Genomic DNA, 25,659 nt, shown 5'->3' with positions numbered 1-25,659 from the left:
AGAGACATGAACCAGGACGCTTTCACTGTAACCCGCCTGCAGACCCGCAGGAACTCGCTGGCCACCACCCGCATCCGCCACGAGGACGACGACGGCCGCCTGGCACCCGGCGAGGTGCTGCTGCGCGTGGACCGCTTTTCGCTCACCACCAACAACATCACCTACGCCGCCTTCGGCGACGCGATGATGAAGTATTGGTCCTTCTTTCCCAGCGGCGACGAGGACTGGGGCCACATGCCGGTCTGGGGCTTCGCCGACGTGGCGGCGTCCGCGGCGGAGGGCGTCGAGGTCGGCGAGCGCTTCTACGGCTACTTCCCGATCGCGAGCCACGTGCGCATGCAGCCCGTGCGCGTGACGTCCCGCGGCTTCTACGACGGGGCGCCGCATCGCAGCGGGCTGATCTCGGCCTACAACCAATACACGCGCTGCAGCGCGGACCCGGCCTACGCACAGCCGCTCGAAAGCTACCAGGCGCTCCTGCGTCCGCTCTTCATCACCTCCTTCATGCTGGCGGATTTCCTGGAGGACAACGGCTTTTTCGGCGCCACGCAGGCCGTGGTGTCGAGCGCCTCGAGCAAGACCGCGTACGGCACCGCCTTCTGCCTCGGCCGGCGCGCCGGCCTTCAATTGGTGGCCGCCACCTCGGCGCGCAACCGCGGCTTCGTCGAGGGCCTGGGCTGCTACGACAAGACGGTGAGCTACGAAGAACTGACGACGCTGCCGGCCGACGCGCCCACGATCTACATCGACTTCTCGGGCGACGACGCGCTGCGCGCCACCGTGCACCGCCACTTCGGCGAAGCGCTGGTCTACGACTGCTTCGCGGGCTCGGCGCAGAAGCCCGCCTGGCTGGAGGAGACGGATCTCCCGGGCCCCAAGCCCACGCTCTACTTCGCGCCGGTCCAGATCCGCAAGCGCAATGCCGACTGGGGGCCGCAGGAAGTCAACCGCCGATTCAACGAGGCCCAGCAGCGCTTCATGGCCGAGCTGAGCCGGCCCGGCAACCGCTGGATGACGCTGGTCGAGAGCGAGGGCCTCGAGGCCGCGCGGCAGGTCATCGTCGAACTGCACGCGGGCCGCGTGGAACCCTTGCACGCGCATGTGATCCGAGTGGGCTGAGCACCTGCCGTCACAGGCCGTTACCAGCGCCGCGGCTGCCGCGGCGCCGCATGGCGTCCAATGGTGGGGCTCATGAAAAGGAGAGATGCCCCATGCCCGAACGCGAGTTCGACGATCTGAGGCCGGCGCGCGAATCCTCGCTGTGGATCCTCGTGGTGCTGGTGGTGCTGGCGCTGGGCGCCGGTGCTGTCTGGTGGCGCTGGACGCACCAGCAGGCCGCGCCTGTCGAAGCGACTCCGGCGGCCACCGCGCCGCAGCCCGACGCACCGGCTCCGCCGCCTGCCGCTGTCGCACCGGCGGAGCCGCAGAACCCGGTCGAGACCACGGCCGACGCCACCTTGCCCAAGCTCGAAGACGCCGACGCCCACGTGCGCTCCGCACTGGCCGAACTGCTCGGCGCCAAGGCGGTGGGTAGCTTCCTGCAGACCGATGGCTTCGTGCACCGCTTCGTCGCCACCGTCGACAACCTGCCGCGCGACCAGGCGGCGGCGCGCATGTGGCCGGTGCAGCGCACGCCCAAGCGCTTCATGGCCGGCGGCAGCAAGGAGGCGCAGACCATCAGCCTCGACAACTCGGCGCGCTACACGCCCTTGGTGCTGTTCGCCGAATCGGTGAATCCGCAGCGCGCGGCGGCGCTCTACCAGAAGCTCTACCCGCTGTTCCAGCAGGCGTACGAGGAGCTCGGCTATCCCAACCGCCATTTCAACGACCGCCTGGTCGCGGTGATCGACCACCTGCTGCAGGCGCCCGAGCCGACGGGGCCGCTGCAGGTGAAGCTGGTCGAGATCAAGGGCGACGTGCCCTCCGAGCGGCCCTGGGTGCACTACGAGTTCGTCGACCCCGCGCTCGAATCGCTGTCGGCCGGGCAGAAGATGATGATCCGCACGGGTCAGGTCAACGAGCGCCGGCTCAAGGCCCGGCTGCGGGAGTTCCGCGGACAGATCGCGGGCGGCGCGCTCGCGCAAAAGAAATAGACCTTGGCCAGGTGCTCCGCTGCGATTGGGAAGCTTGCCGCGCGTGGCAAAAAAGGGGCTTATTCGGTTCGGATCCCAGCCTGCTCGGCCGTGATCCTGAACCGATCTCGCCATTCCTCAATCTGAGCCTGAAAGTGCTCGGGGGTGCTCGGCGAATAGCGAGCCGATCCGGCTTCGATGCGCTGCTGGAAGGCAGGAGTCCGCATCGCGGTTTGAGCGGTGTTGTTGAGCAGGCGAATCACATCTGGCGGTGTGCCCGCCGGGGCCACCAATCCAAACCACAGTGGAAAGCTGACAGATTCGAATCCGAGTTCCTTGTATGTTGGCACGTCAGGCAGCGACGCAACGCGGATCACGTCGCGCACCACGAGCGCTCTCAATCGGCCTTCCTTGAGGTGTGGAAGGAGCGTCGGGATATTGTCGCTCGCAACATCGACGCGGCCGCCGAGAAGGTCGGCAAGCATGTCTCCGCTGCCGCGATAGGGAATGTACGAAACGCGGATGCCCGCTTGGCGCGAGAACTGCTCCAGCAGCACGTGGGCGGCCGTTCCGATGCCAGGTCCGGCAAAGGTAACCTTGCCTGGCGCCGCCCGTGCCGCTTCGACAAGTTCTTTGAGTGACCGTATCGGGGCGTCCGCGCGCACGACAGTCACGCTGGGCAGTGTCACCATCAGCGTAATCGCCGCGAAGTCCTTGACTGGGTCATACCGCAGGGCCTTGTTCACCGCGGGATTGGCCGCATGAGTGCTCACCGCCGCCAGCCCGAGCGTGTGACCATCGGGCTTGGCTCGCGCGACAAACTCGGCTGCCAGCGCACCTCCCGCTCCAGGCTTGTTTTCCACGATCACTGGCTTGTTCAGGATCTTGCTCATCTCCTCGGCCAAGGGGCGCGAGAAGAAATCGGTACCGCTACCGGCCGCGGCAGGGTCAACAATGACGATGGGTCTGTCCGGAAAGGTAGCGGATTGCGCGAGGGTGGAACTGGCAGTCAAGATAGCTGCGACGGCTGCCAGACACGCATGGCAGCGCACCAATATGCTTGTCATGATGCTGCCGCTCCCTGATCCGCAGAAGATGACGAACTTACCGTCGCTTCCAGCTTGGCAAGTAGATCCGTGTACAGACCACCTTGCTCTTTCATGGCCTTGAAGACGGTACTGCATTCTTGGATTGCGCTCCACAACCCCGACCGTACTCGGGCGGCACCGTCGCCATAGACGTGTGCGCACAACCTCAAGCTGACAAACCACGACCCGATGTTATCGGAAGGGTAGTGCAACCCCGCGAAAACCCGACGGTCGCCGGTGTCGATCAAGAATCGATTCAACAGCTGAAGCAGGCCGGGGCGCTGCTTCGCAGCATCCGCAAGCCAATAGTGCACCTGAGCCAACGCCATCGTGCCCTGGATGCAATGGCCGCTGATCATCGACGGCGTGATCGCCGACTTGGAGGGCTGCACCTCCAGCCCGTCCTTGAGCCCGAGCGTGAGTGCCGTGAGCTGCGGTCTCGGCCGCTGAAACAGTTTCTTCAGTCCTTGCGAGGCCGGTCGTGCAATGTCGACGCCGCCGGTGAGGATGGCTCGGTTGAGATCCGCCTCCAGTTCTGCAGGCCACACCGCTTGGTACAGCGCCAAGGTAAAACGCGGCGGCCCCTCGTCCTCATGCGCCCATGCGATGCGGTGACGGTCCGTTGGGCTGATTGCGCCGCGAATGCGCTCCTCCATCGTGGGCTGCAGGGCTTGCATGACCATAAGGTCTATCTGCGTCAGATCCATCGCGTGAGCCACTGCGCGTCCGACCCACTCGTTGTCTTGATAGATGGGCCAGAGGAAGTCCGACATCTCCTGGGCCAACTCGATGAGCCACTCTTCCCACTCTTCCGCGTCGGAGGGCCGCGGGGACGTCGGATCACGACGAAACCCCTCCGGTACAGGCCGCGTGGCAAGGTAGCGCGCATTTTCCGTGTTGATCAACCCATATGGTGGGAAGGACAGCTTCGATTCGGCAAAGCTGTTCGAGAGAGTCCGGTCAGCCTGGGTCATGAGATTGCCCTCCATCGTTGTTAAAAAAGCTATCCAGGCAGTCCCGCCCGGCGAAGTGCTGCAAAGTATTCAGGCGCATGCGACTGGTTGCGACCTGGATACCAGCGCTCGAAGTCGTTGACGCTGAAACCTGGACTCAACGTCAACAGGGCATGCGCCGCACCAATTGCTTCGACATCCCGACCCGCCATCGAAAGAGCAATGACGCGCAAGCGGTGTGTCGGCACATGCATTGCGTTGCGACGCAACGATGATTCGGCCAAGGTCACTGCTTCGCCATATTTGCCGCAAGCAAGCTTGGCTGCACCAAGCACGAGCTCGTAGATGAAGCGTGTCGGGTCGAGCGGGGTCAGCGCTAGTGCCCGTTCGGCGCATGACTCGGCCGCGACGCCGTCTCCGAAGTAGCTATGCACGCCAGCCGCCATGCGCCAGCACTGCGCTTCCTGCGGATCGAGTTCCAATGCCCGCAGGCAGCCTTGGCGCGCGTGTGGCAAGTCGGCATCCATGTAGGCGGAGACGAAAGCTTCGGTAGCGAGGGCAAAGCCATGCTCAGGGTCTTGATCGAGTGCGCGACGCGCGAAATCCTGCGCCATTCGGCCATCGTTCGTTGTTTGGCGACTCCAGCCCTGCAACTGTCTCATCAGATGCCATTTAGCAAGCATTGCCTTGGGCGCAGCAGTGCGCGGAAGGCGATGCTCGAGTTGCTCGAATAGGCGTCTTGCAAGAGCAAAGTCGTCTTCTGCCATGCGGTGCATCAATGAATTACCACCTATGTACAAGGCATAGTTCTCGAGCGATGGAAGCGGCAGCCGTTTGCTCCGCTTGACCTCGCGGCGTACGACAGCCCGTCCAACATGGGCCACGAGGTCGGGGACGAAGCCTCCCTCGAAGCCAAACAACTCATCGATAGAGGAGTGATAGGTGCCTTGCCAGAGTACTTCTCCTCCCGCCACTTCGGTAAGTGAGCAGCGGGCTGTCATGTCAGTGCCGCGAAGCGCGCAATGACCGGTGAGTACGAAATTGGCGCGCAGCAGCACGCGTGAATCGTGGACGGGATCAACCGAATTACAAAGCGGCGAAGTCGACAGCCGGGAGATGAGCTGGAGGCTGGTCAGTCCGGAGAGGCCGACGATGATGTGCTCGGCCAGCGCTTCGCTGATCACGTTCATTGCTGGATGGGGCGGTACCAGCGCGAACGGGACCACGGCCAGTATGGCATGGTGTTCGGTTGAAGAAGGCCGCGCACTCACTCGATCAAAACCGCGCGCATGCAACCGAAACGCTCTCATCGGCTGGGGAATGTGCTTTAGATAGCATTCACCAAGGTCTTCCAGTTCTCCATGAAGCCCATCGACGACCCTGTCGCGTGCGTCGGCGGAGATAACCGTTTCACCGGGACCGGCCAACCCTGCAAGTCGCGCTGCAAGATTGACGCCGGCACCGTACACATCCAGCGTGTCGACGAAAACATCTGCGATGTGGATGCCAATACGCAGCCACATGGATGTATCGCTGGGGCATCCTTGGCTCAGCCTGGCGATTTCTGAGTGCATTGCCACCGCCGCCGAAGCGGCAGCCGGCACATCGTTGAACTCTGCCAGCACCCCGTCGCCCAGGCTCTTGACCAAACGGCCTGACGACTCCGGAAGCACTGAGGACTGGATCTTGTCCACAAAGCATCGCCACCGCTGGACGGCATTGGCTTCGTCTTGCATCAACAGGCGTACGGATTCGACCAGATCGGCAACGAGGATGACGCGCTGCCGTCGCAGCAGACACGAGAGGCCCTGCGCCAAATCGAAGGCGACAATCTTTTCGTCGGTGGCCGGGCCCATGGTGGGTAAATGTATGCAAATGGCCTAACTTGCGCCATAGTGCTTGCGGCCAGACGGAGGCCAGTGGCAACAGTTGCTCGTGCAAGCTCCGTTCTGGGGCGTGGGAAGCGGGCGGATCACTGCGGCCGCATGTGTTTGCTGTCCTTAGGACATGGCGTGCGCTTCAGGCGGCAGCGGGCTCCCCGAACAGGCCAGCGCACGCATCAGCAGCAGCTTGCGCTCGCGCGCATTGCGCGTGAGCGAGGCCGCGTGCTGGAACTCCGCGCAGGCCTCGGCCTTGCGGCCCAGCTTGGCCAGCAGGTCGCCGCGCACGCTGGGCAGCAGGTGGTAACCCTTCAGCAGCGGCTCGTCGCGCAGCGCATCGACCAGCTCCAGGCCGGCAGCCGGCCCGAAGGCCATCGACAGCGCGACCGCGCGATTGAGCTCGACGATGGGCGAGGGCGCGAGCTGCGCCAGCGCCTCGTAGAGCGCCGCGATGCGTGTCCAGTCGGTCTGCTCCGGCGTGCGGGCGCGCGCATGGCAGGCGGCGATGGCGGCCTGCAGCGCATAGGGGCCGAGCGCGCCGCCCAAGGCCTCGGCGCGCGCCAGCGCGGCGAAGCCGCGGCGGATCAGCATCTGGTCCCAGCGTGCGCGGTTCTGGTCCAGCAGCAGCACCGGCTCGCCCTGGGCATCGACGCGCGCGGCCGAGCGCGAGGCCTGGATCTCCATCAGCGCGACCAGGCCATGCACTTCCGGCTCGTCGGGCACCAGCCCGGCTAGGATGCGGCCCAGGCGCAGTGCTTCCTCGCACAGCGCGGGGCGCATCCAGTCGTCGCCGGCGGTGGCGGAGTAGCCCTCGTTGAAGACCAGGTAGATCACCTCCAGCACCGAGGCCAGGCGCGCGCCGAGCTCATGCGCGCGCGGCGCCTCGAAGGGCACGCGCGCCGCCGCCAGCGTGCGCTTGGCGCGCACGATGCGCTGCGCGATGGTGGGCTCCGGCACCAGGAAGGAACGCGCGATCTCGTCGGTGGTGAGCCCGCCCAGCAGGCGCAGCGTGAGTGCCACGCGCGCCTCGGGCGACAGCACCGGATGGCAGGCGGTGAAGACCAGGCGCAGCAGGTCGTCGCCCACGTCGTCGTCGAGCGCGGCATCGACCGCCTCGGCAAAGTCCGCCGACGCCATCTCGTGCTGCGCGTCGATCTCGCGGCCGATCTCGCCCTCCTTGCTCGCATGCAGCTTGCGCCGGCGCAGCAGGTCCAGCGCGCGGTGCTTGGAGGCCTGCATGAGCCAGGCGGCGGGGTTGTCCGGCACGCCCTCGCGCGGCCATTGCTCGAGCGCGGCGACCAGCGCGTCCTGCGCCAGCTCCTCGGCCACGCCCACATCGCGCACCATGCGCGCGAGCGCGCCGATGATCTTCGCCGACTCGATGCGCCAGACGGCGTTGATGGTGCGGTGGATGTCGGGCGCGGTCATTCAGGGGTCAGCGCTTCTGCATCTCTGTGAACCCTTCGGCCGCCTTCTGCACGTCGGGCGGGAAGTCCTCCATCTCCTGCACCCGGCGGATCTCGATGGTCTCGTTCTCCGAGCCCGGGCAGCGCGAGGCCCAGGCGATGGCCTCTGCCTGGGACTTCACGTCGATCATCCAGTAGCCGCCCAGCACCTCCTTGGCCTCGGCGAAGGGGCCGTCCGTCACCTTGGGCTTGCCGCCGGGGAAGCTGACGCGCGCGCCCTCGGAGGGCGGGCGCAGGCCGTCGAGCGTGATCAGCACGCCGGCGTCGTTCAGCGACTTGTTGTACTTCATCATGGCCTCGACGGCCTTGGCATCGGGCATCGTTCCTGGGGCGGCGCTTTCGTAGCCCTTGGGGATCATCAGCATCATGAATCGCATGTCTTCACTCCTTGGATGGGAGCCGGGCCGCCGCCCTGATGTGGGCGGCTCTGGAAAAACCTGGGGCTCTATCTGAACGTCGAACGAGGCGCGTCCGGATCGACAGGGCTGCTGATTTTTTTCAACCCGCCACGGGATGGATCTCGACCTCGGGCCGCGCCTGGGCGAAGGGATAGCGCCGGACCCAGGCGATGGCTTCGTCCATGGAATCGGCCTGGATCAGCCAGAAGCCGGCGACCAGTTCCTTGGCCTCGGCGAAAGGGCCGTCCATGACGCCGGCTTTGCCGTTGCCCACGCGCACGCGTGTGCCGCGCGCGGTGGAGCGCAGGCCATCACCCGCCAGCAGCAGGCCGGCGCGCACGCCCTCGTCGTTGCGTTGCGCCATGGCCGCGAGCTTCGCGGGATCGCTGGGCGCCTCGGCCTCGGTGTCCGCATCGGCTTTCACCAGGATCAAGAAGCGCGGCTTGCTGGCAGTGCCCGAAGGATCGACCCCTGCCAGCCCGCCGGCGCAGCCGGTCTCGCGGATCTCGAAGCCGGCTTCGTCGTCGCCACCGGCCGCGTCACGCAGCCACTCGGCGACCGCCTGGCGCGACTCGGCCTCGACGATGCCGAGGCCCGCCACGCGCGTCGCGCTTGGGAAGGGGACGCGTGTCTCTTCGGGGCCGGCGTCCGTCAAGCGGACGTGCACGCCGGCCGCATCGGCGGCGACCGGCGCGCTCTCGTGCAACGTGATGCCGACGGAAGGCGATGGAACCGGGACGGCCTGTCCGGAGGGGCCGGCCTGGCTCAGGATCACGAATCTCATGCGATGCAGTCCTCTGCCAAAAGAAGGACAGCAAGCATATAGCGCGTCCCTCAGCGCCGGATCGGCAGCCATGCGCGCAGCTTCTCGTCGCGCAGGTACAACCCGCCCCAGGCCATCAGCCCGATGTAGAGCCCGAAAAGCAGGTGGCTGAACAAGGGACTGCCGGCACGCAGATGCGTGGCCATGGCGCCGCCCAGCAGGCCGGTCAGCAGGACCGCACCCAACAACGCGGTGCGCGGCAGCGCATAGAGCAGGGCGATGGCGAGCGTGAGCACGCCCAGCCCGAAGCCCAGGCCGGCCGGGTAGCCCAGCTGCGCCATCGTCTCCTCGACCACGGGCAGGCCGGCCACCTTGATCAAGCCGTCGAACAGCAGGAAGAGCACGACCAGTGCGCTGAGCACGCGGCCGGTCCAGCGGGCGGCGCCGGTAGCCGGCGCGGCGGGGGTGAGGGTGGTAGCTGCTTGCATGGCGGCCTCCTCAGTTCCTGCCCGCGGAACGCTTCTCGGCGGCATCGCGCAGCCACGCTTCGTGCTTGCGCATCTCGGGCGTGAACTCGGCGCCGAAGTCCTCGGCCTCGTAGACCTGCCGGAGCTCGATCTCGACGTTGCCGCCGCCGTCGATCGTCGGCCAGCGCTTGACCCACGCGATGGCCTCTTCCCTGGACTTCACCTGGATCAGGCTGAAGCCCGCGACCAGTTCCTTGGCCTCGGTGAAGGGGCCGTCGATCACCGTGGGCTTGCCGTTGCCGAACTTGACGCGCGCGCCCTTGATGCTGGGCTGCAGGCCCATGCCGTCGAGCATCACGCCCGCCTTGATCATCTCCTCGTTGTACCGGAGCATGTCGGTGACCAACTGCTCGGTGGGCATCACGCCGGCCTCGGTGTCCTTGTCGGCTTTTCGAATCACCATGAATTTCATTGTCGAATCTCCGCCAGATGGTGGATGGGCGTTCAGGATTTGCCGCGGTTCTTTTCCGCTTCGGCCATCACGCGCTTTTCCTGCTCGCGCAGTTCGGGGGTGAACTCGGCGCCGAAGTCCTCCATCTCGAAGACCTGGCGCAGCTCGAGTTCCTCGCCGTCGGTGAAGGGCGCGCGCTTGAGCCATTCGATGGCCTCGTCCCGGGAGCGCACCTGCCACAGCCAGAAGCCCGCGATCAGTTCCTTGGTCTCGCTGAAAGGCCCGTCGGTCACGGTGCGGGTCTTGCCGTCGAAGCGCACGCGCGCGCCCTTGGAAGTGGGCTGCAGGCCCTCGCCGGCCAGCATCACGCCGGCCTTGACGAGCTCCTCGTTGTACTTGCCCATCTCGGTGAGCATTTGTTCGGTCGGCATGACGCCGGCTTCCGAGTCCTTGTTGGCTTTCACAATCACCATGAATCGCATGTCGTACTCCTGAAGGGTTGAAGGGTTGGGTGGCGAGTCTCGGAATGAGGCTCTACAGGGACGTCGAAGCAGAGCGCATCCGATCGACATCGGGAGTTGTAAATTTTTGCAACGGCGGCGCGGCGCAGCGGCCAATCTGCCGGACCACCGCCGGCACTTCCCCCGCCAACTCGCGTGCCAGGTAGCCCAGAGGTCCGACGCGCCGGCCCAGTTTCCTGCCCGCCATGGCATGGACCACCACGGCCCACGCCGCCGCCTGCTCCGGCGGCAGGCCGCGCGCCGCGAAGCCGCCCATCAGCCCGGCCAGCACGTCGCCCGAGCCCGAGGTGGCGAGCCCGATCGACCCTCCGTCGAAGCGCCAGGCGCGGCCTTGCGGCGTCGCGATCACCGTGCTTGCGCCCTTGAGCACCACGCAGGCATTCCAGCGAATGGCCGCTTCACATGCCACGTGCAGCGCTTCCTGGGTGACGACCTCCTTGGGCAGGCCGCACAGGTGCGCCATTTCGCCTGCATGCGGCGTCAGGAGCACCGGCTGGTCGAAGGCTTGCATGGCCGCCACCGACATCGCGATCGAATCCAGCACCACGGTGCGCTCGCGGAAAAGCCGCAGCAGCCGGCGCACGAAGGCCGTGCTGCCGCGCTCGTCGCAAAGGCCAGGACCCACGACCACGGCCGCCACGTGAGCGGCAATGGGGCCAGGCTCTCGCAGCCGCGTGGGGCCAGGCCGCCGCCGCGCGTCTCGGGCAGGGCGATCACGCGCGACTCGGGCATCGCGAGCGCCAGGCCCTGAGCGGCGCACGCGGGGCATGCGAGGGTGAGCTTGCCCGCACCCGTCCGCAGCGCCGCGGTGCCGGCGAGCAGCGCGGCGCCGGGCATCTCGGCGCTGCCCGCGACAACCAGCACGCGGCCGCGCGCCTCCTTGTCGGCGTCGGCGCCCGGGTCGGGCAAGGGCCAGCGTGCCAGCGATGCTTCGGTCAGGGCTGCGGCGCGCGGCGTGGCCATGGCACCGGGAGGAGCCTCAGGGCTTGGGGGCCGCCGGTTGATCGGGCGCGCGGGTCACCGGTGTGGCGGCTTCGCGAAGCGGGGCGAGGAAGTTAACCAGATCGAGCTGGAGCACCTCGTCCTCCTGTTCGCGGCGCTCGGCCCGGTAGGAGGTGATGGCGCAGTTGGGCACGTCGCCCTGGCGGTCGATATCGAGGATCTGCTGCTCGTCCATGTGCTCGAGCAGGTAGCGCAGGCAGTTGACGATGACCTGGTGCGCCACCAGCAGCACGCGCCGCCCCGCGTACTCGCGCGTCACCATCTCGAGGACGCTGCGCAGGCGCAGGATCACGTCGCACCAGCTCTCGCCGCCGGGCGGGCGGAAGTAGAACTTGCCCACGTGCAGGCGCTGCTCGTTCAGCTCGGGGTGCTTCTGGCGGATGCCCAGCTTGGTCAGCCGGTCCAGGATGCCGAACTCCTTCTCCCGCAGGCGCTCGTCCAAGCGCAGCTTGATGCTGTCGCCGGACAGGCCGCCATGCTCGGCCACCAGCTCCGCGGTGGCGCGGGCGCGCGCATAGGGCGAGCAGAGGATCACCTCGGGCTTCTCCTCTGCCGGCAGCCGGGCGAACCAGTCGCCGAGTGCGATCGACTGCTCGATGCCCAGCTCGGACAGCGGCACGTCGATGTCGCGCCATGCCAGCTCGATCAGCGGGAGCCCGCCGGCTTCGGCTGCATCGCGCGCGACATTGCCGGCGCTTTGGCCGTGGCGAACGATCCAGAGGGTTTGGGGCCAGTTGGATTGCATGGAACGAAGCCCATGCTAGGAGCCCCTCGCCGCGCGCCCCGTAGGCAAAGGCCTATTTCGCCCGGTGCGCGTCGGGCGTTATCACGCGTAGTCGGCCACCGGCACGCAGCTGCAGAACAGGTTGCGGTCGCCGTAGACGTTGTCGATGCGGCCCACCGGCGGCCAGTACTTGGCGTCCTTGACCGAGGCGATGGGGAAGGCGCCGAGCTCGCGCGAGTAGGGCCGGGTCCATTCGCTGGCCAGCAGGCTGTCGGCCGTGTGCGGCGCGTTCTTCAGCGGGTTGTCCTCGCGCGGCCAGATGCCTTCCTCGATGCGGCGGATCTCGCCGCGGATCACGATCATCGCGTCGACGAAGCGGTCCAGCTCGGCCAAGGGCTCGCTCTCGGTCGGCTCGACCATGAGTGTGCCGGGCACCGGGAAGCTCAGGGTGGGCGCGTGGAAGCCGTAGTCGATCAAACGCTTGGCCACGTCCTCGGCCGTCACGCCGCTGGTGTCCTTGAGCGGACGCAGGTCCAGGATGCACTCGTGCGCCACGTGGCCGTTCGGGCTGGCGTAGAGCGTGGGGTAATGGTCCTTGAGCCGCGCGCTGATGTAGTTGGCGCTCAGGATCGCGACCTCGGTCGCGGCCTGCAGGCCTTCCGCGCCCATCATGCGGCAGTACATCCAGCTGATCGGCAGCACCGCCGCATTGCCCAGCGGCGCGGCCGATACGGCGCCCACGCCGTTCGAGGGGAGGCCGCCGCTCACGTGGCCGGGCAGGTAGGGCACCAGGTCCTCGACCACGCACACCGGTCCCACGCCGGGCCCGCCGCCGCCGTGCGGGATGCAGAAGGTCTTGTGCAGGTTGAGGTGGCTCACGTCCCCGCCGAACTCGCCGGGCGCGGCCACGCCGACCAGCGCATTCATGTTGGCGCCGTCGACGTACACACAGCCGCCGTGCGCATGCACGATCTCGCACAGCTCCTTCACGCGGGTCTCGAACACGCCGTGGGTGCTGGGGTAGGTGATCATCACCGCGGCCAGGTCGTCGCGGTGCTGCTCGCAGGCGCGCGTGAGGTCGTCCATGTCGATGTTGCCCTGCGCGTCGCAGGCGGTCACCACCACCTTCATGCCCACCATCTGCGCGCTCGCCGGGTTGGTGCCGTGGGCGGAGGAGGGGATCAGGCAGATGTTGCGGTGGCCGTGGCCTTGCGCTTCGTGGTAGGCCTTGATGGCCAGCAGGCCGGCGTACTCGCCCTGCGAGCCGGCATTGGGCTGCAGGCTGATGCCGGCGTAGCCGGTGGCCTCGCAGAGCCAGGCGCGCAGCTGCGCGTCGAGCTCGGCGTAGCCCTGCAGCTGCTCGGCCGGCGCGAAGGGGTGAATGTCCGCGAACTCGGGCCAGGTGATGGGGATCATCTCGCTGGTCGCGTTGAGCTTCATGGTGCAGCTGCCCAGCGGGATCATGCTGCGGTCGAGCGCGAGGTCCTTGTCGGAGAGGCTGCGGATGTAGCGCAGCATCGCGGTCTCGCTCTTGTGGGTGTTGAAGACCGGGTGCGCGAGGAAGTCGCTGCTGCGGCGCAGGTCCAGCGGGATGCGCGAGCCGACCGTGGCCGAGAGCTCCTCGAAGCGAGGCATCGGCGTGCCCGCGGGCACGAACAGGGCCCAGAGGGTCTCGATGTCGGTGCGGGTGCTGGTCTCGTCGAGCGAGATGCCCAGGTGCTGCTGCAGGCCCTGGCGCAGGTTGACCGAGGTGGCCTGCGCGCGCTCCAGGATCTTCGGCGTGTCCTCGCCGGTCAGGACGGTGAGCGTGTCGAAGGCGGTGGCGTTGGCCAGCTCGCGGCCCATCTGCTCCAGGCCCTGCGCCAGGATGGCGGTGAGGGCGGCCACGCGCTGCGCGATGCGCGTCAGGCCTTCGGGCCCGTGGTAGACGGCATACATGCTCGCCACCACCGCCGGCAGCACCTGCGCCGTGCAGATGTTGGAGGTGGCCTTTTCGCGGCGGATGTGCTGCTCGCGCGTCTGCAGCGCCAGGCGGTAGGCCGGGCGCCCCTGCGTGTCGACGCTGACGCCGACCAGGCGGCCCGGCAGCGAGCGCTTGAACTCGTCGCGGCAAGCCAGGTAGGCCGCATGGGGGCCGCCGTTGCACAAGGGCATGCCGAAGCGCTGCGTGGTGCCGCAGACGATGTCGGCGTCCCATTCGCCGGGTGGGGCCAGCAGGGTGAGCGCCAACAGGTCGGCCGCCACGCAGAAGGCGGCGTCGCAGGCGTGCGCATGGCCGGCCAGCGGGCGCAGGTCGTGCACGTGGCCGGTGGTGGCGGGGTACTGCGCCAGCGCGCCGAAGAAATCGCCGCTGGCCATCAAATGCGGCAGCGTCTCGGAGACGGTGCTGACCTTGACCTCGATGCCCAGCGGTGCGGCGCGCGTCTTGATCACCTCGATGGTTTGCGGATGGCAGTCGCCCGAGACCAGGAACACCTTGCTCTTGCTCTTGACGCTGCGGCGCGCCAGCGTCATCGCCTCGGCCGCGGCGGTGGCCTCGTCGAGCATCGAGGCGTTGGCGATCGCCATGCCGGTCAGGTCGCAGACCATGGTCTGGAAGTTGAGCAGCGCCTCCATGCGACCCTGCGAGATCTCGGCCTGGTAGGGCGTGTAGGCCGTGTACCAGGCCGGGTTCTCCAGCACGTTGCGCAGGATCACGCCGGGCGTGTGGGTGCCGTAGTAGCCCTGGCCGATGAAGTTCCGCGCCACCTTGTTCTTCGCCGCGATGGCGCGCAGCTCGGCCAGCGCGCCGGCTTCGGTCACCGGTGCGGGGAGCTGCATCGGATGGCTGCGGCGGATGGCGGGCGGCACGATGCCGTCGATCAGCTCGGCGCGGGTCTTGGAGCCGACGACGGCGAGCATGCGCGCTTCGTCCTCGGCCTCGATGCCGATGTGGCGGGCGATGAATTCGCCGGCGTTCTCGAGATCGGCGAGGGTGGGCAAGGAGCAGGAGGACTTCGACATGGAGGGCTCAGAGAGGGGAACAAACGCGGCGGGTGTCCGCTTTTCAGTTCTCGTCGGTGAACTTGTCGTAGGTGGTCTTGTCGAGCAGGGCGTCGAGCTGCGCGGGCTCGGTGATCTTCATCTTGAAGAACCAGCCTTCGCCTTCGGGCGCGCTGTTGGCCAGCGAGGGGTCGGCGCGCAGCGCCTCGTTGACTTCGGTGACCTCGCCGCTGACCGGCATGAACACGTCGGCCGCGGCCTTGACCGACTCCACCACGCCCGCGACCTCGCCCTGGGCGTAGCCCTGGCCGACTTGCGGCAGGTCGACGAAGACCACGTCGCCCAGCGCGTCCTGGGCATGCAGCGTGATGCCGACGGTGGCGTTGTCGCCGTCGGCGTTCACCCACTCGTGGTCCTTGGTGTATTTGATGGTCATGGAATGGCTCCTGGGGGGAAGGGGAAGGGAAGGAAGAAAGAAGAATTAGCCGCGCCAGTAGCGCGCGGGCACGAAAGGCAGGGTGCTGACTTCCATCGGCACCGGCTTGCCCCGCACGATGGCCTGCAGGCGGGTGCCGGGCTCGGCGTAGGCGAGGGCGACATAGCCCATCGCGACAGGCCGGTCGACCGTCGGGCCCAGCAGGCCGCTGGTCACCTGGCCGATGGGCAGGCCCTCGAACGATTCGAGCAGCGTGCTGTCGCGCACCGGCACGCGCTCCAGCGCCACCAGGCCGACGCGCTTGCGCTTGAGCGTCTCGTGGTCGAGGCGGCCGGCCGTGCCGCTGTCGGCCGTGAGCTGCGCCAGCACCCGCGCCGCGCCGGGAAAGCCGCCCTCGCGCGCGCCGCCGCTGCGGCGCACCTTCTGCATGGCCCAGTTGAGCGAGGCCTCGACCGGGGTGGTCGTGGTATCGATGTCGTTGCCGTAGAGGCAGAGGCCTGCTTCGAGGCGCAGCGAATTGCGAGCACCCAGGCCGACGGGCTGCACCTCGGGCTGCGCCAGCAGCAGCCGGGCCAGCGCCTCGGCGTCAGGGGCGGCGACCGAGATCTCGAAGCCGTCCTCGCCGGTGTAGCCGCTGCGCGTGGCGAAGGCCGCGATGCCGCCGATCTGCACCTTGCCGCCGGTCATGAAGACGAAGCGCTCGATGCCGGGCGACAGGCGCGCCAGCACGGCCGCGGCCTGCGGGCCCTGCAGCGCGAGCAGGGCGTGGTCGGGCAGGGGCTGCACCTGGCAGCGCTGGCCGATCTTCGCCTGGATGTGGGCGATGTCGGCAGCCTTGCAGGCGCCGTTGACGATCACGAAGATCGAATCGCCGCCCTCGTTGAAGAACATCAGGTCGTCGAGGATGCCGCCCTCGTCGTTCAGCAGCAGGCCGTAGCGCTGCTTGCCGGGCGCCAGGCCGATCACGTCGACCGGCATCAGGGTCTCGAAGGCGGCAGCGGCCTCGGGCCCGACCAGGCGCAGCTGGCCCATGTGCGAGATGTCGAAGAGGCCCGCGGCCGTGCGCGTGTGCTTGTGCTCGGCCATCAGGCCGGCGGGGTACTGCACCGGCATCGAATAGCCCGCGAAGGGCGCCATGCGGGCGCCGAGCTCCACATGCAGGTTGTACAGCGGGGTCTTTTGCAGATCGTCGGGAGCAGAGGCCAAGGCACTCTCCATCAGGGGCAGTCCAGATCCATGGCGGCAAAGCCATGGGCCACCCCTGCTGTCCGCTTTACCTGAGAGATTCGCCCCACGATCGGGGTTTGCTCCTTCGGTGGACGGCTTTCACTCAACGTAAAGCGCCGCCTCTCTCCAGCAAGGAAACGCCCGAAAAACGGGCGCCTCGTCAGTCCTTTTGCCTGAGCGTTCGGGCCCGTTCTTCGAGGGGCCCTGCGCCTTCGGCGGCCCCGCGCTGCGGGGCTCTCTCCTGACCGGGTCGAGTGTAAGGGAAACCGCGCCTACGACCGCTCCAGCCGCAGCCGCCGCAGCAGGAATTTCTCCCACAGCTTGTCCGATAGGAACTGCAGGGAGCGCCGGACGTGCTCGCGCAAGTTGCGGGCATCGTAGGGCGAGCGGATGTCGGCACCTGCCTGGCGCGCGCGCAGGCTCAGCATGTGTTCCGAGAGACAGCAGCGCGCCTTCATGCGCAGGTCCTCGAAGTTCTCGGTGCCGAGCGGGCTGGCCTTGTGCCATTCGTGGTCCCATTTGAAGCGGCGCTTCTTCTGCTCGCCCTCGCCGTCGTCGCTGATCAGCCAGGCGGACACGAAATCGACATACGCCTCGCCCACATGGTCGCGGAAGACGCCGCGGCCGGGCTCGAACTGCTCGTTCACGAGCGAGTCCAGCAGCGCGTTGCCGGGCGAGAGCGTGCCCAGCCGGTGGCGCAGCGTGTTGTTCATCGCGAAGCAGTAGGTCGAGACCCATTCGAGCAGCGGCCCCATCGGGGTCATGGTCGAACGCGGGAAGTCGTTGATCTCGCCGAAGAGCCAGGGGCCTGGATGCAGGGCGAGCTTGCGGATCTCGCCGCCGAAGCGCTCGAGCCGCCGTTCGCTCCAGGCGTGGTTGAGGGCCACCGTGTCGTTCGAGAAGATCCAGACGTCGGGCTGCTCGCCGCGCGCGAGGAGGGTCTCGATGCCGGTGTCCCAGCCGGAGAACTCGCGGTTGCTGTTGTCGCCGGCGACCACCAGGCCCTGCGCGGAGTCCGTGCCGGTGGCGCTTTCGGCGGGCACGGCGCTAGCGTTGTCGACGATCACGCTGGAGAAGCGGTCGCCATCCTGGGCCAGGCGGATTCGCAGCTTGTCCAGCACCTGGAGCGAACGCTCGCGGTGCTGGTCGCCGAATTCCAAGTGAACGAAACCGTAGCTTGTCATTTGCCTTCAGGGGAGAGAAGAAAAGAGAAGCGGCGGGTTGTCGCCCCATGCGCTCCCCGCCGGTTGCGGCCGCGTGAAGATGTTACCGCTTGAATGCGGAAACGGCGACGCTGGCTGCGCGAAGCAGCCGCAACTCCCCAAGCCTATTCAAGAAACAGGGGCACTGCGTGTCAGCCAAGGCGCCGTGCCGGGCCCATGCTGTAACCCTTGTTTTCAGTGCACGGCCTCCTCGGCCGGCAGCAGGCGCAGGATGCGGTCGCGGATCGAGGCGGCGCGCTCGACGCCCGCGAGCTTCTCGATTTCGCCCAGCATGGCCTCGGCCACCGACAGCATCGACTCGCGGTCGCGCGACTCGCGCAGGGTCTCGCGGAACTGCCCAGCCAGCACCGGATCGCGGCGCACGAACATGCGCTCGCACAGGTCGAAGAGGAACATGCGCGTGGTGGCGAGCGAACGCTTGCCGTCGAAGGTGTCGGCCGAGATCGCCGCCTGCGGGATGGCTTCGGGCGCTTGGCGCGCCGGCGCGGGCACCGCGGACCGCAGGGGCCGGGAGTCCAGCAGGTAGCCTTCCTGCACCAGGTGCAGCGCCACGCGGCCGGCCTCGTCGCGGCCGCCGAAGAGCTCGCCGAAATCGGTGACCGAGCGCTGGCCGTCGGCCATCAGCAGCAGGGCGCGCTCGCGCTGGCCCAGGGTGCGGCGGCCCGGCTGCAGTTTCTGGCGCGCTTTCTCGGTCTTGATGAAGAGCATGGGGATGTTGTGGCGTTCGCAATCGAAGCGCCGCAGCATCGGCCACGTGCATGACACCCCGGTGAAACCCGAGGCCTCAGGCCATCATGCGTGAACTACTTCGCATAAACGAGGTCGCGCAGCCCCAAGGAGATGCCCGGCACGTAGGTGATGACCATCAGGCAGGCCAGGATCACCAGCACGAAGGGCACCAGGTGCGTGACGATGCGGTCCAGCGAAATGCGCGCCACCGTGCAGGCCGCGAACAGGTTGACGCCGAAGGGCGGCGTGATCATGCCCAGCGCCAGGTTGACCACCATCACCAGCCCGAAGTGCACCGGGTCGATTCCGAAGTGCATCGCCACCGGCGCCAGGATGGGCGCCAGCACGATGATGGCCGCGCTGGTCTCGATGAACATGCCGATGACGAACAGCGCCGCGTTCACGCCCAGCAGGAACATGGCCGGCGACTTCAGCACGCCCTCGAGCCAGTGGCCGATGGCCTCGGGCACGCCGGCGCGCGTGATCAGGAAGGCGAAGAGGCCGGCGTTGGCGATGATGAACATGATCACCGACGACGAGATCACCGACTTGCGCAGCACCGCGTAGAGCTGCGGCAGCTTGATCTCGCGGTAGATCAGCATGCCGACGACGAGCGCATAGAGCACCGCCACCGCCGAGGCTTCGGTCGGCGTGAAGATGCCGCCGTAGATGCCGCCGAGGATGATCACCGGCATCAAGAGCGCCCAGCCCGCGCGCCAGGTGGCGACGCCCACGCCCAGGCGCCCGTCGCCATCGTTCTTGCCCAGGCCCTTGACCTTGCAGTAGACATAGACGAACGCCATCAGCGCCAGGCTGATGAGGATGCCCGGGCCGAAGCCGGCGATAAAGAGTTCGCCGATCGACACCTCGGCGCTCACGCCGTAGAGGATCATCGGGATCGAGGGCGGGATGATCACGCCCAGCTCCGCGCTCGTGGCCTGCAGCGCCGCCGCGTAGCTGGTGGGATAGCCATGCTTGATCAGCGCCGGGATCAGGATGGCGCCGATGGCGAAGGTGGTCGCCACGGAGGAGCCCGACACCGCCGCGAAGATCATGCAGGTCAGCACGCAGGTCATCGGCAGCCCGCCCTGCACGCCGCCCACCAGGCTCTTGGCGAATTCCACCAGCCGGCGCGAGATGCCGCCCGTTTCCATCAGGTTGCCGGCCAGGATGAAGAAGGGGATGGCCGCGAGCGGAAACTTGTTGATCGCGTTGAACATCTCCTTGACGGAGATCAGCATGTTGGCGTTCGAGGCCTGGATGCCGACCACGGAGGCCAGGCCGATCGAGACCGCGACGGAGATGGTGAGTGCGAAGCACACGACCATCGTGGTGACCATGATCGGGGTCATTGCGCGGTCTCCAGTTCCTGCCGCTGCGGATCGAGCAAGTTGCCCACGATGCCGATCACGCTGAACAAACCGCCAATGGGCATCGCCACGTAAGCCCAGAACATCGACACCGATTCGAGCCCCGCCATCGACTGCACGCCGCCGCGCTTCGCATAGTCCCAGCCCCACCAGACGATGACGCCGATCAGCGTCAGCGCGGCCAGGCACACCAGCCAGTCGAGCACGCGCCGCATCTTCGGCGGGCTCCAGCGGTACAGCACGTCGACGCTGACCATCGCACCCTGGCGAAAAGCGGTGGGGATGCCCATGAAGACCATCCAGATCAGGCTCACGCGGATCAGGATCTCCGACCATTCGGCCGGCTGCTCGAGCACGAAGCGGGTGACGATCTGGAACACGCCGAGCGCCGAGGCGATCACGAGCATGAGGCAGGCGACGGCCATGGACAGCGAATTGGTCCAGTGGTCGAGCCGGAGGAAGGCGGATTTCATGAGCGAGGCATGCAAAGGTCGATAAAAAACGCCCGCCAGCCGGTGCTGTGCGGGCGTGCGCCGCGGGTCATCGCGGCAACGGGATCACTGGAAGTTGCGGATCTTGTCGATGTTGGCCTTGCCGAACTGCTTCTCGAACTCGGCGTTGACCGGCGCCAGCGTGCTGACGAACTTGCTCTTGTCCACGTTCTCGATCACGGTCATGCCCTGGGCGCGCAGCTCCTTCACGCCGTTGGCGTCGTCCTGGTCGACGCGGTCGCGGTTCACCTTCGCCGCCACCTTGGCGGCTTCGAGGAAGGCGGTCTTGTCGGCGGCGCTGAGCTTGTCGAAGGCCGCCTTGTTCATCAGGAAGATGCAAGGCGAGTAGACATGGCCGGTCAGCGACAGGTGTTTCTGCACCTGCGAGAACTTGGCCGCCATGATCACCGACAGCGGGTTCTCCTGGCCGTCGACCGTGCCCTGCTGCAGCGCCGTGAACACTTCCGGGAAGGCCATCGGCGTGGTGATGATGCCCAGGCCCTTGTAGGCCGCGATGTGCACCGGGTTCTCCATGGTGCGCATCTTCAGGCCCTTGAGGTCTTCCGGTCCCTTGACATCGCGCTTGCTGTTGGTCATGTGGCGGAAGCCGTTCTCGGCCCAGGCCAGGGCCTTGAAGCCCTTGGCGTCGAATTTGGTCAGCAGCTCCTGGCCGATCGGCCCGTCGAGCACCGCGCGCGCATGGGCCTTGTCGCGGAACAGGAAGGGCACATCGAGGATCTTGGCCTCGGGCACGAAATTGGGCACCGGGCCGGTGGAGGAGAAGGCCAGCTCCTGGGTGCCGAGCTGCACCGCCTCGATCGACTCGCGCTCGCCGCCCAGGGAGCCGTTGTAGAAGGTCTCGATCTTGTAGCGGCCGTTGGTGCGGGTCGCCACTTCCTTGGCGAAGGCGTCGATGGCGACGCCCTGGTGCGAGTTCTGCGCGGTCGAGATGCTGATCTTCATGGCCGTCTGCGCGAAGGCCGCGCAGGCCATGCCGAGGCCGAGGACGAGGACGAGGCCGGCGGCCAGTCGGTTCAACTTCATGGGGAGTCTCCTGTCGATGTGACGTTTTGCAAACGTATGACTATGCATTGGCCGGCAGCTTCACGGCGTCGGGATTTTCACGGACGTAATCGCGAATCACGTCCTCGAAGCTGGCATCGGGCAAGAGGCCCAGGCCGCGCGCGCGCCGGGCCTCGATGCGGCCCGGCCAAGTCTTCACGATGCGCTGGATGGCAGGATCGGGCGTGCGGTCGAGCAGGGCGGTGGCGGCCTTGCCGGCCACGCGTTCGAGCGCCGCGGCCATGCCGCCGACCGTGAGGCTCAGCGAGGGCAGGTTGAGCGCGGTGCGCGGGCCCCATTGCGCATCGCTCGCCTCGGCGGCGCGCACGATGCCTTCGACGGTGCGCGCCGGGGAGGCCAGCGCCACCAGCGTCTCGTCGGGCACCGGGACGGCCGCGCGGATGCCGGCGAGCGGCTCGCGGATCATGCCGCTGAAGAAGCCCGAGGCCGCGCCGTTGGGCAGGCCCGGGCGCACGCTCACCGTCATCAGCCGCACGCTGCGGCCGCGGATGAAGCCCTTGCGCGTGTAGTCGGCCACGAGCTGCTCGCCGATGAACTTCTGAATGCCGTAGCTGGTCTGCGGCGTGGGCAGCGTGTTGTCGTCGATGACTTCGGGCAGCGGCTGCTCGGGCGAGTTGCCGAACACTGCGAGCGAGCTGGAGAACACCAGCGCCGGAGTGGTGCCGGCGGCGCGCAGGCGTTCGAGCAGGGCGTTGGTGGCGCCGAAGTTGCTGCGCATGCCGAGATTGAAGTCGGCCTCGCATTCGCCGCTGACGGCGGCGGCGAGGTGGAAAACGGCGTTTGCCTCGGCCCAGTAGGCGGCGTCGGCGTCGGCCAACTGGGCGTTGAGGTCGCCGACGACGGCGGCGATGCGGGTGTCGGCCGCGAGATCGGCCGGGGGCGCGGCGCGGTCGACCAGCGTGATGCGTTCGATGGGCTGGGGCGCGGCGCCAGCCAGTGCGAGGCTGCCTTGCGCGAGCAGCGTGCGCGCCAGGCGTGCGCCCAGAAATCCGGCGCCGCCGGTGATGACGATGTGCATGGTGTCTCCTTGGGGTGCTCAGTCTATCTCCCCGCCTTTGTCCCCGGCTTGCTCCCTCTCCCTCGGGAGAGGGCGGGGGTGAGGGCACCGGGCGCTCGAGGAGGGAGTAACAATGCCTCCCGAAGCAACCCTCCAGCGCCCCATGAACCTGCGATTCGTCGAAGCCTTCCACTGGGCCGTCGCCCTCAAGAGCGTCACGCGGGCGGCCGAGAAACTGCACCTCACCCAGTCGGCCCTGTCCAGCCGCATCGCCGCCCTCGAGCGCGAGCTGGGCGTGCTGCTGCTCGACCGGCGCGACAAGCAGTTCCGCCTCACGGTGGCCGGCCAGCGCTTCCATGCCTTCGCCCAGCGCCTGCTCGAAATGCAGATGCACATCAAGGCCGAGATGGGCTCCGGCGCGGTGCGCGCGACCGTGCTGCGTGTGGGCGCCATCGAGTCGGTGATCCACAGCTGGCTCACCGGCTGGCTCAAGCACATGCAGGCCACCTACCCCGATTTCGAGCTGGAGCTCACGGTCGAGACCACGCCGGTGCTGGTCGACCAGCTGCAGCGCGGCAAGCAGGACCTGATCTTCGCCGCGCTGCCGGCCGCCGGCGATGGGGTGCGCACGCGTGCGGTGCCGCCGATGCCGATGTGCTTCGTCGGCCACCGCGAGCTGCACCTGCGGCGGCGCTACAAGCTGCACGACCTGCTCGCGCTGGACCTGCTCACCTTCCAGCGCGGCTCGCAGCCGCATGTGGCGCTGCTGGAGCTGTTCCGCGACGCGGGCAGTCCCGCGCCGCGCGTGCATGCCATCTCCTCGATCTCGGCGATGGCCCAGCTGGTGGAGGCCGGCTTCGGTGTCGCGACCCTGCCGCGCGCCGTGGTCGAGCCGTTGGCGCGGCGCCTGCCGCTGCGGGTGCTGCCCTGCGAGGACACGCTGGAGCCGCTGCCCATCTACGCGAGCTACCGGGACGACCCCTCCTCGCCGCTGCTCGAGGCCGCGCTCGGCTCCGCCGTGGTGCATGCCTCGCACGGTTCCAGGTCATCGAAAAAATCGATGAGCTGAGCAAGAAACTTTGCGTTGGCGTTCGGAAGGGCGGATTCCCACAATCCGCTCCATCACCTCACGGACGCCTTCATGTCGACGCTTCAAGCCCCTTTCCGCACCCCCGACGCCGCGAGCAGCGCGCGCGACGTGCGCCTCGCCGCCCGCAGCGGCGCGCTGCAATCGCACACCAGCGGCCTGGCGAGCGCGCATGTCCAGGGCAACCTGGTCATCCTGCCGAAGTCGCATGCCGCGGACTTCCTGCGCTACTGCCAGGCCAATCCTAAGCCCTGTCCGCTCCTGGGCGTGTCGGAGCCCGGCGATCCGGCCTTGCCGATGCTGGGCGAGGACATCGACATCCGCAGCGACCTGCCGCGCTACCGCGTGTGGCAGGGCGGCGAGCTGGTCGACGAACCCGGCGATGTGCGCGCGCTGTGGCGCGAAGACCTGGTGAGCTTCGTCATCGGCTGCTCCTTCACCTTCGAGCATGCGCTGATGGCCGAGGGCATCGAGTTGCGCCATGTCGTGCAGCAACGCAACGTCGCGATGTACCGCACGAACATCGCGACCGTGCCGGCCGGCGCTTTCCGCGGCCCGATGGTGGTCTCGATGCGCCCGCTGCGCGCCGCCGATGCCATCCGCGCGGTGCAGATCACCTCGCGCTTTCCGGCCGTGCACGGCGCGCCGGTGCATCTGGGCGACCCGGCGCTCATCGGCATCCGCGCGATCGCACATCCCGACTATGGCGACCCGGTCGACGTGATGCCGGACGAGCTGCCGGTGTTCTGGGCCTGCGGCGTGACGCCCCAGGCCGCGCTGGCCGAGGCGCGGCTGCCCTTCGCCATCACCCACGCGCCGGGCGCGATGCTGGTCACCGACTTGCCGCATCACCGCCTGGCCTCCTTCTGACGCAGGAACCTCGATTCAAGAAACCAAGGAGACAAACACATGAACACAGCGGAACCCATTCAACCTGGCGCCGAGGCGCCCGCCGGCGGCAGCTGGCTGACGACGCTCGACCGCAACGAGAAGCGCACCCTGGCCGCATCCTTCAGCGGCTACGCCGTCGACTCGTTCGACTACTACACGCTGCCGCTGGTCACGCCCATCCTGATCGCGATGTGGGGCATGAGCAAGACCGAGGTCGGCGTCATCGGCACCGCCACGCTGGTGGCCTCGGCGCTGGGCGGCTGGCTGGCCGGCATCCTGGCCGACCGCTACGGGCGCGTGCGCATCCTGCAGCTCACCATCCTGGTGTTCGCGATCTTCACCTTCGCCTGCGGGCTGGCGCAGACGCCCGAGCAGCTGCTGATCGCGCGCACGCTGCAGGGCCTGGGCTTCGGCGGCGAATGGGCAGTGGGCTCGGTGCTGATCGCCGAGATGATCCGGCCCGCCTACCGCGGCAAGGCGGTGGGGCTGGTACAGAGCAGCTGGGCCGTGGGCTGGGGCGCGGCGGTGCTGGTGTCGATGGCGCTGTTCTCCTTCCTGCCGCCGGAGATCTCGTGGCGCGTGATGTTCCTGCTGGGGCTCCTGCCGGCGGTGCTGATCGTCTTCATCCGCCGTTCGATCCGCGACCCCGAGATCTATGTGCAGACCCGCGCCGCCATCGCCCGCGGCGAGCGCAGCGGCAACTTCCTCGCGATCTTCAAGCCGGGCATCCTGGGCACCACGGTGCTGGCGAGCCTGCTGTTCACCGGCATGCAGGGCGGCTACTACGCCATCGGCGTGTGGCTGCCGACCTTCCTGAAGAACGAGCGCCACCTCACGGTGCTCGGCTCGGGCGGCTACCAGTTCATGTTCATCGCCGGAGCCTTCCTCGGCTATCTGTGCGGCGCCTACCTGTCGGACCGCCTGGGGCGCCGGCTGGCCTTCATCCTGTTCGCGATCGGCGCCGGCACGCTGGTGTACGCCTACACGCTGCTGCCGATCACCGACGCGATGATGCTGATGCTGGGCTTCCCGCTGGGCTTCTTCATGTCGGGCATCTTCAGCGGTGCGGGCGCTTTCCTCGCCGAGCTGTTTCCCAACGAGCTGCGCGGATCGGGGCAGGGCTTTTGCTACAACTTCGGCCGCGGCATCGGCGCCACCTTCCCGGCCCTCGTGGGCGTGCTGAGCGATCGGATGCAGCTGTCGCTGGGCACCTCGATCGGCGTGTGCGCGGCGGTGGCCTACGCGATGGTCGTGGTGGTCGCGCTGTGCCTGCCCGAGACGCGCGGCCGCGATCTGCACCAGAACTGACGCCTTTCCCTCCGTTCTTTCGTCCGTATGCGGCGGCCCGCCGGGGCCGC

25 protein-coding genes, 1 pseudogene and 2 riboswitches are annotated in these 25,659 nt (G+C 67.6%); of the genes and pseudogenes, 5 read left to right on the top strand and 21 right to left on the bottom strand.

Features of this window, described 5'->3' with window-relative positions:
• Window positions 1-6 precede the first annotated feature (6 nt).
• Window positions 7-1,119 carry a DUF2855 family protein gene (locus GXN78_RS28435; RefSeq protein ID WP_106560245.1) on the top strand — a complete coding sequence of 371 codons (1,113 nt, stop codon included), beginning with the start codon at window positions 7-9 and terminating at the stop codon, window positions 1,117-1,119.
• A 92-nt stretch (window positions 1,120-1,211) separates the two neighbouring features.
• Window positions 1,212-2,093 carry a DUF3014 domain-containing protein gene (locus GXN78_RS28430; RefSeq protein ID WP_106560246.1) on the top strand — a complete coding sequence of 294 codons (882 nt, stop codon included), beginning with the start codon at window positions 1,212-1,214 and terminating at the stop codon, window positions 2,091-2,093.
• Between the two features lie 59 nt (window positions 2,094-2,152).
• Here GXN78_RS28430 and GXN78_RS28425 read toward each other — a convergent pair whose 3' ends face one another.
• The 21 genes and pseudogenes from GXN78_RS28425 to denD all read right to left on the bottom strand — a co-directional run bounded on the left by GXN78_RS28425 (window position 2,153) and on the right by denD (window position 22,344).
• Window positions 2,153-3,085 (bottom strand): tripartite tricarboxylate transporter substrate binding protein, encoded by a 933-nt coding sequence (locus GXN78_RS28425; RefSeq protein WP_164255823.1) that lies wholly within the window; start codon window positions 3,083-3,085, stop codon window positions 2,153-2,155.
• Between the two features lie 50 nt (window positions 3,086-3,135).
• The gene (locus tag GXN78_RS28420) at window positions 3,136-4,134 is read right to left on the bottom strand and encodes a phosphatase PAP2 family protein (RefSeq protein WP_164255821.1); all 999 of its coding nucleotides are present in this window, start codon (window positions 4,132-4,134) and stop codon (window positions 3,136-3,138) included.
• A 29-nt stretch (window positions 4,135-4,163) separates the two neighbouring features.
• Window positions 4,164-5,969 (bottom strand): adenylate/guanylate cyclase domain-containing protein, encoded by a 1,806-nt coding sequence (locus GXN78_RS28415; RefSeq protein WP_106560249.1) that lies wholly within the window; start codon window positions 5,967-5,969, stop codon window positions 4,164-4,166.
• Window positions 5,970-6,113: 144 nt separating this feature from the next.
• Window positions 6,114-7,421 (bottom strand): RNA polymerase sigma factor, encoded by a 1,308-nt coding sequence (locus tag GXN78_RS28410; RefSeq protein WP_106560250.1) that lies wholly within the window; start codon window positions 7,419-7,421, stop codon window positions 6,114-6,116.
• A gap of 7 nt (window positions 7,422-7,428) precedes the next feature.
• On the bottom strand, window positions 7,429-7,836 hold the full coding sequence (locus tag GXN78_RS28405; RefSeq protein ID WP_106560251.1) for a YciI family protein: 408 nt from the start codon (window positions 7,834-7,836) through the stop codon (window positions 7,429-7,431).
• Between the two features lie 121 nt (window positions 7,837-7,957).
• Entirely contained in the window at window positions 7,958-8,641 is a 684-nt protein-coding gene (locus GXN78_RS28400) for a YciI family protein (RefSeq protein ID WP_164255820.1), read from the bottom strand.
• Window positions 8,642-8,691: 50 nt separating this feature from the next.
• Window positions 8,692-9,108, bottom strand: a complete 417-nt coding sequence (locus tag GXN78_RS28395; RefSeq protein WP_106560253.1) for a DoxX family protein — start codon at window positions 9,106-9,108, stop codon at window positions 8,692-8,694.
• 10 nt (window positions 9,109-9,118) lie between these two features.
• Window positions 9,119-9,559 carry a YciI family protein gene (locus GXN78_RS28390; protein WP_106560254.1) on the bottom strand — a complete coding sequence of 147 codons (441 nt, stop codon included), beginning with the start codon at window positions 9,557-9,559 and terminating at the stop codon, window positions 9,119-9,121.
• A 32-nt stretch (window positions 9,560-9,591) separates the two neighbouring features.
• Window positions 9,592-10,020, bottom strand: coding sequence for a YciI family protein (locus GXN78_RS28385; protein WP_106560255.1), 429 nt, complete (start codon window positions 10,018-10,020; stop codon window positions 9,592-9,594).
• A gap of 52 nt (window positions 10,021-10,072) precedes the next feature.
• Window positions 10,073-10,828 (bottom strand): ADP/ATP-dependent (S)-NAD(P)H-hydrate dehydratase, encoded by a 756-nt coding sequence (locus GXN78_RS28380; protein ID WP_258187265.1) that lies wholly within the window; start codon window positions 10,826-10,828, stop codon window positions 10,073-10,075.
• Window positions 10,822-10,896, bottom strand: a pseudogene (locus GXN78_RS42030) (hypothetical protein); the annotation flags it as partial. The pseudogene GXN78_RS42030 and the gene GXN78_RS28380, both read right to left, overlap by 7 nt.
• 142 nt (window positions 10,897-11,038) lie before the next feature.
• On the bottom strand, window positions 11,039-11,806 hold the full coding sequence (locus GXN78_RS28375) for a histidine phosphatase family protein (RefSeq protein ID WP_106560256.1): 768 nt from the start codon (window positions 11,804-11,806) through the stop codon (window positions 11,039-11,041).
• Window positions 11,807-11,887: 81 nt separating this feature from the next.
• Window positions 11,888-14,788, bottom strand: a complete 2,901-nt coding sequence (gene gcvP, locus GXN78_RS28370; RefSeq protein WP_164255818.1) for an aminomethyl-transferring glycine dehydrogenase — start codon at window positions 14,786-14,788, stop codon at window positions 11,888-11,890.
• A gap of 43 nt (window positions 14,789-14,831) precedes the next feature.
• The gene (gene gcvH / locus GXN78_RS28365) at window positions 14,832-15,203 is read right to left on the bottom strand and encodes a glycine cleavage system protein GcvH (protein WP_106560258.1); all 372 of its coding nucleotides are present in this window, start codon (window positions 15,201-15,203) and stop codon (window positions 14,832-14,834) included.
• Window positions 15,204-15,248: 45 nt separating this feature from the next.
• Window positions 15,249-16,421, bottom strand: a complete 1,173-nt coding sequence (gene gcvT, locus GXN78_RS28360; protein ID WP_106560259.1) for a glycine cleavage system aminomethyltransferase GcvT — start codon at window positions 16,419-16,421, stop codon at window positions 15,249-15,251.
• Window positions 16,422-16,457: 36 nt separating this feature from the next.
• Window positions 16,458-16,570, bottom strand: a riboswitch (glycine riboswitch).
• Between the two features lie 15 nt (window positions 16,571-16,585).
• Window positions 16,586-16,684: riboswitch (glycine riboswitch) on the bottom strand.
• Between the two features lie 18 nt (window positions 16,685-16,702).
• Complete coding sequence (locus GXN78_RS28355; RefSeq protein WP_146163177.1) at window positions 16,703-17,614, bottom strand: hypothetical protein; 912 nt, start codon at window positions 17,612-17,614, stop codon at window positions 16,703-16,705.
• Between the two features lie 213 nt (window positions 17,615-17,827).
• Window positions 17,828-18,361: a hypothetical protein gene (locus GXN78_RS28350; protein ID WP_106560269.1), complete on the bottom strand. Its 534-nt coding sequence runs from the start codon at window positions 18,359-18,361 to the stop codon at window positions 17,828-17,830.
• Window positions 18,362-18,456: 95 nt separating this feature from the next.
• Entirely contained in the window at window positions 18,457-19,734 is a 1,278-nt protein-coding gene (locus GXN78_RS28345) for a TRAP transporter large permease (protein ID WP_106560261.1), read from the bottom strand.
• Window positions 19,731-20,225 (bottom strand): TRAP transporter small permease, encoded by a 495-nt coding sequence (locus GXN78_RS28340; RefSeq protein WP_106560262.1) that lies wholly within the window; start codon window positions 20,223-20,225, stop codon window positions 19,731-19,733. Before GXN78_RS28340 ends, GXN78_RS28345 begins: the two co-directional genes overlap by 4 nt.
• An 84-nt stretch (window positions 20,226-20,309) precedes the next feature.
• Complete coding sequence (locus GXN78_RS28335) at window positions 20,310-21,287, bottom strand: TRAP transporter substrate-binding protein (protein WP_106560263.1); 978 nt, start codon at window positions 21,285-21,287, stop codon at window positions 20,310-20,312.
• Window positions 21,288-21,327: 40 nt separating this feature from the next.
• Entirely contained in the window at window positions 21,328-22,344 is a 1,017-nt protein-coding gene (gene denD / locus GXN78_RS28330; protein WP_106560264.1) for a D-erythronate dehydrogenase, read from the bottom strand.
• Between the two features lie 142 nt (window positions 22,345-22,486).
• Between denD and GXN78_RS28325 the strand changes: the two genes are divergently transcribed.
• From GXN78_RS28325 to GXN78_RS28315, 3 genes are all read left to right on the top strand, one after another.
• Window positions 22,487-23,392 carry a LysR family transcriptional regulator gene (locus GXN78_RS28325; protein WP_106560265.1) on the top strand — a complete coding sequence of 302 codons (906 nt, stop codon included), beginning with the start codon at window positions 22,487-22,489 and terminating at the stop codon, window positions 23,390-23,392.
• 72 nt (window positions 23,393-23,464) lie between these two features.
• The gene (locus GXN78_RS28320) at window positions 23,465-24,280 is read left to right on the top strand and encodes a putative hydro-lyase (RefSeq protein WP_106560270.1); all 816 of its coding nucleotides are present in this window, start codon (window positions 23,465-23,467) and stop codon (window positions 24,278-24,280) included.
• Between the two features lie 39 nt (window positions 24,281-24,319).
• Window positions 24,320-25,609 (top strand): MFS transporter, encoded by a 1,290-nt coding sequence (locus GXN78_RS28315; protein WP_106560266.1) that lies wholly within the window; start codon window positions 24,320-24,322, stop codon window positions 25,607-25,609.
• Window positions 25,610-25,659: the final 50 nt, after the last annotated feature.

Origin of the sequence: Variovorax sp. WS11, assembly GCF_010499245.1 — a bacterium.
GTDB lineage: Bacteria > Pseudomonadota > Gammaproteobacteria > Burkholderiales > Burkholderiaceae_C > Variovorax.
Note: the sequence above shows the minus strand (reverse complement) of the source record. Positions and strands in the feature narration are given on the sequence as shown.

What these genes read in the sequence shown, in the direction of transcription:
- GXN78_RS28420 (WP_164255821.1), bottom strand. Translation starts at nt 4,134, where the DNA reads ATGACCCAGGCTGACCGGACTCTCTCGAACAGCTTTGCCGAATCGAAG.
- GXN78_RS28410 (WP_106560250.1), bottom strand. Translation starts at nt 7,421, where the DNA reads ATGACCGCGCCCGACATCCACCGCACCATCAACGCCGTCTGGCGCATC.
- GXN78_RS28415 (WP_106560249.1), bottom strand. Translation starts at nt 5,969, where the DNA reads ATGGGCCCGGCCACCGACGAAAAGATTGTCGCCTTCGATTTGGCGCAG.
- GXN78_RS28395 (WP_106560253.1), bottom strand. Translation starts at nt 9,108, where the DNA reads ATGCAAGCAGCTACCACCCTCACCCCCGCCGCGCCGGCTACCGGCGCC.
- GXN78_RS28350 (WP_106560269.1), bottom strand. Translation starts at nt 18,361, where the DNA reads ATGCTCTTCATCAAGACCGAGAAAGCGCGCCAGAAACTGCAGCCGGGC.
- GXN78_RS28345 (WP_106560261.1), bottom strand. Translation starts at nt 19,734, where the DNA reads ATGACCCCGATCATGGTCACCACGATGGTCGTGTGCTTCGCACTCACC.
- gcvT (WP_106560259.1), bottom strand. Translation starts at nt 16,421, where the DNA reads ATGGAGAGTGCCTTGGCCTCTGCTCCCGACGATCTGCAAAAGACCCCG.
- GXN78_RS28355 (WP_146163177.1), bottom strand. Translation starts at nt 17,614, where the DNA reads ATGACAAGCTACGGTTTCGTTCACTTGGAATTCGGCGACCAGCACCGC.
- GXN78_RS28405 (WP_106560251.1), bottom strand. Translation starts at nt 7,836, where the DNA reads ATGCGATTCATGATGCTGATGATCCCCAAGGGCTACGAAAGCGCCGCC.
- GXN78_RS28385 (WP_106560255.1), bottom strand. Translation starts at nt 10,020, where the DNA reads ATGCGATTCATGGTGATTGTGAAAGCCAACAAGGACTCGGAAGCCGGC.
- GXN78_RS28335 (WP_106560263.1), bottom strand. Translation starts at nt 21,287, where the DNA reads ATGAAGTTGAACCGACTGGCCGCCGGCCTCGTCCTCGTCCTCGGCCTC.
- gcvH (WP_106560258.1), bottom strand. Translation starts at nt 15,203, where the DNA reads ATGACCATCAAATACACCAAGGACCACGAGTGGGTGAACGCCGACGGC.
- GXN78_RS28430 (WP_106560246.1), top strand. Translation starts at nt 1,212, where the DNA reads ATGCCCGAACGCGAGTTCGACGATCTGAGGCCGGCGCGCGAATCCTCG.
- GXN78_RS28325 (WP_106560265.1), top strand. Translation starts at nt 22,487, where the DNA reads ATGAACCTGCGATTCGTCGAAGCCTTCCACTGGGCCGTCGCCCTCAAG.
- GXN78_RS28435 (WP_106560245.1), top strand. Translation starts at nt 7, where the DNA reads ATGAACCAGGACGCTTTCACTGTAACCCGCCTGCAGACCCGCAGGAAC.
- GXN78_RS28400 (WP_164255820.1), bottom strand. Translation starts at nt 8,641, where the DNA reads ATGAGATTCGTGATCCTGAGCCAGGCCGGCCCCTCCGGACAGGCCGTC.
- denD (WP_106560264.1), bottom strand. Translation starts at nt 22,344, where the DNA reads ATGCACATCGTCATCACCGGCGGCGCCGGATTTCTGGGCGCACGCCTG.
- GXN78_RS28380 (WP_258187265.1), bottom strand. Translation starts at nt 10,828, where the DNA reads ATGCCCCGCGTGCGCCGCTCAGGGCCTGGCGCTCGCGATGCCCGAGTC.
- GXN78_RS28320 (WP_106560270.1), top strand. Translation starts at nt 23,465, where the DNA reads ATGTCGACGCTTCAAGCCCCTTTCCGCACCCCCGACGCCGCGAGCAGC.
- GXN78_RS28375 (WP_106560256.1), bottom strand. Translation starts at nt 11,806, where the DNA reads ATGCAATCCAACTGGCCCCAAACCCTCTGGATCGTTCGCCACGGCCAA.
- GXN78_RS28340 (WP_106560262.1), bottom strand. Translation starts at nt 20,225, where the DNA reads ATGAAATCCGCCTTCCTCCGGCTCGACCACTGGACCAATTCGCTGTCC.
- gcvP (WP_164255818.1), bottom strand. Translation starts at nt 14,788, where the DNA reads ATGTCGAAGTCCTCCTGCTCCTTGCCCACCCTCGCCGATCTCGAGAAC.
- GXN78_RS28315 (WP_106560266.1), top strand. Translation starts at nt 24,320, where the DNA reads ATGAACACAGCGGAACCCATTCAACCTGGCGCCGAGGCGCCCGCCGGC.
- GXN78_RS28390 (WP_106560254.1), bottom strand. Translation starts at nt 9,559, where the DNA reads ATGAAATTCATGGTGATTCGAAAAGCCGACAAGGACACCGAGGCCGGC.